Genomic DNA, 7,731 nt, shown 5'->3' on the forward strand with positions numbered 1-7,731 from the left:
CGTTGTGCTGGAGGGACATGGCGGAGAGTGTCACGGCGCGGTCGTAACAGGGCGAATCACGCCGATTCCCCGAATCAGGACCCTAACAACAACGAAATTGGGTCATATCGCGCATATTTCAGTATCATCATGGGTGTTTTGGCCCGATTCGAGTAATCAACGCTCCCGTTGAAAGAACTCAATCCATGGTTGAATTCACCCGACAAGACCTCGATTTCGTGTTGATTCAGATACGGCTTGCCGAAGCCAACGCGGGCGGCACCCCGCTCAGCAGCCTGATCGAAGACCCCACGCTGCCCTTCGGCCTGCGCACCGTAACCGGCGTCGACAACAATCTGCTGCTCGACCAAGCGGGCTACGGCTCCTCCGACCTGCTGTTCCGTCGTTTGCTGGCGCCGACCTTCGGCGATGCAGGTACCCTCGACCTCGATGGACCAGGCGGGAGGCCGGCGATGACCACCTCCTATGCCCAGACGAGCGGCCTGGTGGCGGATCCTGAGCCGCGGATCATCAGCAACCTCATCGCCGACCAGAGCGCCACCAACCCGGCGGCCATTGCGGTATCCGGCCTCACCGGCGGCGGCAGCCTGTCCATCCCCAATGCCGAGCCCGGCGATCCCGACGCGCCCCCGTTCAACACCTGGTTCACCCTGTTCGGCCAGTTCTTCGACCACGGTCTCGATCTGGTCGAGAAGGGTGGCAGCGGCACCATCTTCATCACGCTGCAGCCTGATGATCCGCTCTATGACCCCTACGGGGCCGACGGCATCGCACTCAACGGCGACGAGACCAACTTCATGGTTCTCACCCGCGCCACCAACCAGCCCGGCGCAGACGGCATCCTTGGCACCGCCGACGACGTGCACGAGCACCTGAACAAGACCACTCCCTTCGTCGACCAGAACCAGACCTACTCGTCCCACCCCTCGCACCAAGTCTTCCTGCGGGAATACGCCTTCGATGCCGCGGGCCGTCCGATGGCGACTGGACGCCTGCTCGCAGGCGCCGATGGCGGCCTGGTCACCTGGGGCGAGATCAAGGCCCAGGCCCGCGGGTTCCTGGGCATCGACCTGACCGATGCCGACGTGCTCGACCTGCCGTTGCTGGCGACCGACGCCTACGGCAACTTCCTGCGTGGCGCGCACGGCTTCCCGCAGATCGTGACCAAGACAGGGCTGCTGGAGGGCAGCGCGGCTGCGCCGGTCAGCACCACGGCGGCGCTGCGCACCGGCCATGCCTTCCTTGAGGACATCGCCCGCAACGCCGACCCGATCGGCCGCACCGCCGATCCGGACGACGTGATCGGTCTGGCCAGCGCGGCCGGCGATGGTAGCGACGCGGTAACAGGCGGCGGCGTCGTCTCCGGCGCCACAGAATCGGGCAACGGCGTTTACGACAACGAGCTACTGGACGCCCACTACGTCGCTGGCGATGGCCGCGCCAACGAGAATATCGGCTTGACTGCCGTCCACCACGTTTTCCATTCCGAGCACAACCGCCTGGTCGAGCAGATCAAACAGACCGTGCTTGCCACCGGCGACGCCGCCTTCATCGCGGAATGGCAGGTCGCGCCGGGCGAGTGGAACGGAGAAAGGCTGTTCCAGGCGGCAAAGTTCGGCACCGAGATGCAGTACCAGCATCTGGTCTTTGAGGAATTCGCCCGCCGCATCCAGCCGGATATCGATGCGTTCGAAGCCTACGACGTGACGATCGACCCAACGATCGTCGCCGAATTCGCCCATGTCGTATACCGCTTCGGCCATTCCATGCTGACCGAGACGCTGCCGCGCATCGGGGCCGACGGTACCACGGACGAGTTAGGTCTGATCGGGGCCTTCCTCAATCCGGTCGCCTATAGCGGGGCCGGCACGCTGACCTCGGACGAGGCTGCCGCCGCGATTATCCGCGGCACCACCGGCCAGGCCGGCAACGAAATCGACGAGTTCGTCACCGGCGCGCTGCGCAACAACCTGCTCGGCCTCCCGCTCGACCTTGCGGCCATCAACATGGCCCGGGCGCGGGAGACCGGGGTGCCGGGGCTGAACGAGGCGCGGCGGCAGTTCCATGACGCGACCGATGGCAACGCCGCGTTGAAGCCCTACGAAAATTGGTTGCAGTTCGGCGACGGCCTGAAGCACCCGGCCTCCCTGGTAAACTTCCTCGCCGCCTATGGCACACATCCGGACATCCTCGGTGCCGGCACGATGGCGGGACGGCGTGCCGCCGCGACGGACATCGTGCTGGGCGGCGAGGGCGCGCCGGCCGACCGTCTAGACTTCCTCGAAGGCACCGGGGTCTGGACCGGCGGCCCGGCGGTGACCGGTATCGATGACATCGACTTCTGGATCGGCGGCCTGGCGGAAAAGACGCTGATGACCGGCGGCCTGCTCGGCTCCACCTTCAACTTCGTCTTCGAGACCCAGCTCGAGGCGTTGCAATCTGGCGACCGCTTCTACTACCTGGCGCGTACCGCCGGACTGAATTTCTTCGTCCAGCTCGAGGAAAGCTCCTTCGCCGAATTGGCGATGCGCAATACCGGGCTCGAGCACCTTCCCTTCAACATCTTTTCCCAAATGGACTACACGATCGAGGTCTCCGATCCCGCCACCTTCCCGGCCGGGCTGGTCGAGACAGCGGCGGACGGCACCGTCACCTTTCTCGGCGATCAGAATGTGGTGCTCGGCGGCACCGATGCCGGCGACCGCATGGCCGGTGGCGGCGGCGACGACGCGCTCTGGGGCGATGGCGGCAACGATACGCTGTGGGGCGGCGACGGCGACGACGCGCTGGTCGGCGATGCGGGTGACGACAGCCTGTCGGGCATGGCGGGCGACGACGTGCTGAAGGGCGGCGACGGCAACGACACCATCGATCCGGGCCAAGGCGATGACCTGCTGCTCGGCGGCAAAGGGGCCGACCTGCTGCTGCCCGGCGACGACGCCAAAGAAGCCTTCGGCGGCCAAGGCAACGACACCATCCTCGCCGGCGACGATGGCTGGACGATTTTCGGCAACGAGGACGACGACTGGCTGCAGGGCGGCGCGGGCGACGATGAGATCGTCGGTGACAACGACGACCCCTTCGGCGTCACCCCGATCGCCGGCAATGACGTACTGGCCGGCGGCGGCGGCAACGATACCATTCGGGGCGAGTACGGCGACGACATCATCGTGGCTGGCGAGGGCGACGAGAGCGTGGATGGCGGCCGCGGCTTCGACTGGCTGGTGCATGGCGGCGGCACCGACGGTGTCGAGGTCGACTTCTGGGCGCTTGAGATCGATGCGGTCGAGGGCATCTCGGGCGGCGCCGGCGATGACACGCTGGCCGGAGATTCCTTCGCCGCCGACGGTTTGGACGATGCCGGCCTGATCGCCGGGCTGTCGGCGCTGCTGCAAGGCGCGGCCACTTTCGCCGGCGGCAACATCATCCTCGGCGGTGGCGGCAGCGACTTTCTGGAGGGCCGCGGCGGGAACGATTTCCTGCATGGCGACGCCTTCCTGTCGGTCTCGTTGACCGGCGAAGGGGCAGGTTCGGAGATCGAACGGAGCATCCGCCTCGCCGAGGCGGATACCGGCGCGGGGGCGGATACGCTCTACGGCGGCGCCGGCGCGGACACGCTGGCCGGCGGCGCCGGGGCGGATGCCTTCCGCTTCCTGCTGCCCTCGGATGGCGGCGACCTCATCCTCGACTTCACCGGCGGGGAGGACAGGATCGAGGTCTCCGCCTGGGGCTTCGCCGTGGATTACGATGGCGAGCACGGCCTGGGTGCCGGCCGCTTCGTCGCCAATGCGGGCGGGACCGCGGACGCCGCGGCGGGTGCCGGCCAGTTCGTCTACCGCACCACGGACGGCACGCTGTGGTTCGACGCGGATGGCAGCGGGTCGGATGGCCCCATGCTGATGGCCACGCTGCGCGGCAACCCGGTCCTCACGATCGCGGATTTCACCGTCTTCGGCTGACCGATGGGCGGATCCGCGGCCCAGGCGGCTGGCCTGGCGCCGCGGATCCGCCCCTGACGCCAAGCTGCGCCGGTACCGCCGGAGGTGCGGGGCACAAGTGCCGCCGCCGTTCCTGGCGGACATGGCCTACCCTCCCGCGGCAAGCCTCGGCATCAACGGCCTGCCCCCTTGGCGTGGCAGCCCTGGCCGGTGCTGCCGGGGCATGAGCCCCACCCTATGACGGGCGGTACCCACGATCCCCGGTGCGGAGCGCACGCCCCGTGGCATCCGGGTTGGTGCGTGGCACCTGCGGCACCCGCCATGGTTGCTCCGTTCAATGTGTCCTGTGCAGTGCCATCCGATGGATCCGCCACCTGATATGCACATCGATCCCGATCCTCTCGCACAGATGGGGGCACATGGCGGATCGCCGGATTTCTGGAACCGCAGTCCGAGCATCGCAGGCCGTGGGTCAGCCCTTCAACTTGGTCCGCTGGTTCGCCGGGCTGGGCCTGCTCTGGGTGTCGGTCAGCGCGATCGGCTTGGCCAGCCTTCTGACCAGCTTCCTCTCAGCCCATATGCTGCAGCGGGACGCGGAGGTGAGCGCTGACTTCATCCGAAGCGAAGTCATCGTCAAGCCGGCCGCGGAGTACTTCGCCGGCAATGCCTCTCCGGCGGGGACGCAGCAGCTCGAGGCCTTCTTCGGCAGCATTGCCCAGATGCCTGATGTGGTTCGCGCCAATGTCTATTCCGCGGATGGCGTGATCCTCTGGTCGAGCACCCCGGCGCTGATCGGCCACCGGTCGACGACGAACCATGAACTGCAACGCGCGCTGGCCGGCGGCATAGCAGTGGAGGACGGCGTCATCTCGGCGGGCACCAAGCCCGAATACGCGAGCTTCGGCGCAGAGGCGCAGGGCAACCGGTACATGGAGGCCTATCTGCCGATCTGGGCCGAGGGCAGCCGCCGCGTCATGGGCGTGGTCGAGATCTACCGGGTGCCGAGTTCGTTGTTCCGCACAATCGACCAGGGCGTGCAAATGGTCTGGGCCGCCACGCTGGCAAGCGCCGGCCTGCTCTATGCCACGCTGTTCTGGATGATCCGCCGAGCCGACCAGCTGCTGCGCAGCCAGCGCGAGCAACTGATCGAGGCGGAGACGCTCGCCACCGTCGGCACCTTCGCCTCCGCCGTCGCACACGGCGTGCGCAACCCGCTCGCCAGCATGCGCAGCTCGGCCGAATTGGCGATCGGGGAGCAGGATCCCGGCATCCGGCGCGAGATGCTGGGCGACATTTTGCGCGAGGCAGACCGGCTGGAGGGCTGGGTGCGCGACCTCCTGCTCGGGGCGCGGGGGGAGGCTCTGGCCCCTGGCGCGGTCGCAGTCACCGCGCTGCTAGAGGAGGCGGTGCGCAGCTTCGGCGCTTTGGCCCGCCAGCAGGATGTCCGCCTGATCCTGCGCGCGCCGCCAGTGCCGGCAGTGCGTGCCGAGGCCGGGCCGCTCGGCCGCGCCATGGACAACATCATCGCCAATGCGATCCAGGCGGTAGCGCGGGGCGGCGAGGTAGTGATCGAGACTGCTGTCGACCGTACCGGGTCGATGGTCGAGATCCGCGTGGCCGATACCGGGCCGGGGCTCTCGCCGGAGCTTGTCAGGCGGGTGTCGCGGCCGTTCTACTCGACCAAGCCGCAGGGAACCGGCCTTGGGCTGGCACTGGCCCGTCGCATCGTCGTCAGCTATGGGGGCACGCTGGTGCTGGACAGCGTCACAGGGCGTGGCACGACGGTCACCATCCGGCTGAGGACGGCAGCAGAATGACCTCCAGGGCGGCATCAAAGGCGGGCGCGATGCACCCGGACGCGATGGCCAGGGATGCAGTCCCCCAGCATGCGATGCCGCACGGCGCTATCCTGGTCGTGGAGGACGAGGCGGTCCTCGCCCGCAACATCCAGCGCTACCTGCAGCGGGAAGGGTTTGAGGTGCGGATCGCGCCGACCGGCCAGGACGGACTGCAACAGTTCGAGGAATTCGGCCCCGATGTCGTGCTGCTTGACCTCGGCCTGCCGGATATCGGCGGGCTGGAGGTGCTGGCACGCATCCGGGCCCGCGACGCGATGGCAAAAGCCATCATCCTGACCGCGCATGGCAGCACCCAGGTGGCGGTCGACGCCATGAAGGCAGGAGCCTGCGACTATCTCTCGAAGCCGCTCGCCCTTGGGGAGCTGAAGCTGGCGGTCGAGCGGGCGGTCGGGCAGGAGCGGCTTGAAGGAGCCCTGTCCTACTACCGTGGCCGAGACGCCCGCGGCAGCGGCCTGGACCAGATGCTGGGCGAGGCGCCGGCCACCCTTGCCCTCAAGCGCGGCATCGCCCGGCTGCTCGATGCGGAGCGTCACCTGTCACCGGGCGACCTGCCGCCGCCAGTGCTGATCCGGGGCGAGACCGGCAGCGGCAAGGACTTGGTGGCGCGCGCGCTGCACTTCGACGGTCACCGCCGGGCCGGGCCCTTCATCGAGGTGAACTGCGCCGCCATCCCGGCGGACCGGCTGGAGGGCGAGCTGTTCGGCCATGAGCGCGGAGCCTCCGCCGATGCGCGGGAGCGCCGCCTCGGCCTGGTCGAGGCGGCGCATGGCGGCACCCTGTTTCTCGACGAAATCGGAGATCTCGACCTGGCGCTGCAGGTCAAGCTGCTGCGGCTGATCGAGGACCGTGCGGTGCGCCGCCTGGGCAGCACGCGCGACCGCCGGGTCGACGTGCGCTTCGTGGCCGCGACCCATCGCCCGCTGGAGGCCATGGTGGCCGCCGAGCAGTTCCGCGCCGACCTTTACTACCGATTGCGGGTCGTCACGCTCGACGTGCCGCCGCTGCGGGAGCGTGGCGACGACGTGCTGCTGCTGGCGCGGCATTTCCTGGCCCTGCACGGCCGGCGCTACGGCAGGCCGGGGCTGCGGCTCGCGGCCGGGGCGCAGGCGCTGATCCGGCACCATGCCTGGCCGGGCAATGTCAGGGAGCTGAGCAACGCGATCGAGCAGGCCGTGCTGTCGACGGAGGACCAGCTGGTGGAAGCGGATAACCTCGCGCTGGCTCCGGCCGCCACGCGGCAGCCTGTAGCCTCGGCCGGAGAGTTGCTGGCCGACGGGGAGCTGACCCTGACAAAGGCCGAGCGGCTGGTCATCAGCCGGGCGATGGAGCAGGCGGGCGGCAATGTCTCACGCGCCGCGCGTGCTCTCGGCGTCAGCCGCGATACGCTGCGCTACCGGCTCGGCAAGCTTGGGCATCCCGAAGCAGGCTGAGACTATAGAGCCGACGTGAGTGCGCCTGGGCAGGTGCGCGCTTCGAGCTGAAACCCGGTTCGAGACGACCCGAGCCGGCTCGATAAGAATCGGGCGGCAAGGTCCGGTGTTGGCTGTCGGTCGAACCCACACTTGTCCGGGCGCCACGTCAGCGTCCGCGGAACGCCGGCTATCCCGGCTTGCCTCGCGCTCGGCAAGCGCATTCGGTGATGGCGGCGATTGCAGGAATGGCGGCAGCCGCTGGCGTCGATGTCGGCCTTTCCCCCATTCGACCGCCGCGAACAGCCCGGGCCGGGCGTTGTCCTATGGCATCCCGGACGTGCTGGGCACCGCGCCACGACCGTCCAGGCCGACCGCATGATCGTCGGCGCGTGCTTCCGCCCCGGCCTTTCCTATTGATCCGGCCTGGGCGGTCTTGAAGGCGAGTAGGATCCGTCCAGGTTGGGGGCATGAAGCATGTGGACATGCGCAAGCTGCCGGCGGCGGCGCAAGAGGAACGTCGGC

General features: G+C 68.3%; 3 protein-coding genes. All 3 read left to right on the forward strand.

Features of this window, described 5'->3' with window-relative positions:
• The first annotated feature begins 185 nt into the window (after window positions 1-185).
• Entirely contained in the window at window positions 186-3,959 is a 3,774-nt protein-coding gene (locus E2C06_RS15115) for a peroxidase family protein (RefSeq protein ID WP_133289435.1), read from the forward strand.
• A 446-nt stretch (window positions 3,960-4,405) separates the two neighbouring features.
• On the forward strand, window positions 4,406-5,755 hold the full coding sequence (locus E2C06_RS15120; RefSeq protein WP_165982407.1) for a two-component system sensor histidine kinase NtrB: 1,350 nt from the start codon (window positions 4,406-4,408) through the stop codon (window positions 5,753-5,755).
• Complete coding sequence (locus E2C06_RS15125; RefSeq protein WP_206664549.1) at window positions 5,752-7,227, forward strand: sigma-54-dependent transcriptional regulator; 1,476 nt, start codon at window positions 5,752-5,754, stop codon at window positions 7,225-7,227. Before E2C06_RS15120 ends, E2C06_RS15125 begins: the two co-directional genes overlap by 4 nt.
• Window positions 7,228-7,731: the final 504 nt, after the last annotated feature.

Origin of the sequence: Dankookia rubra (assembly GCF_004355005.1) — a bacterium.
Taxonomy (GTDB): Bacteria; Pseudomonadota; Alphaproteobacteria; order Acetobacterales; family Acetobacteraceae; genus Paracraurococcus; species Paracraurococcus ruber_A.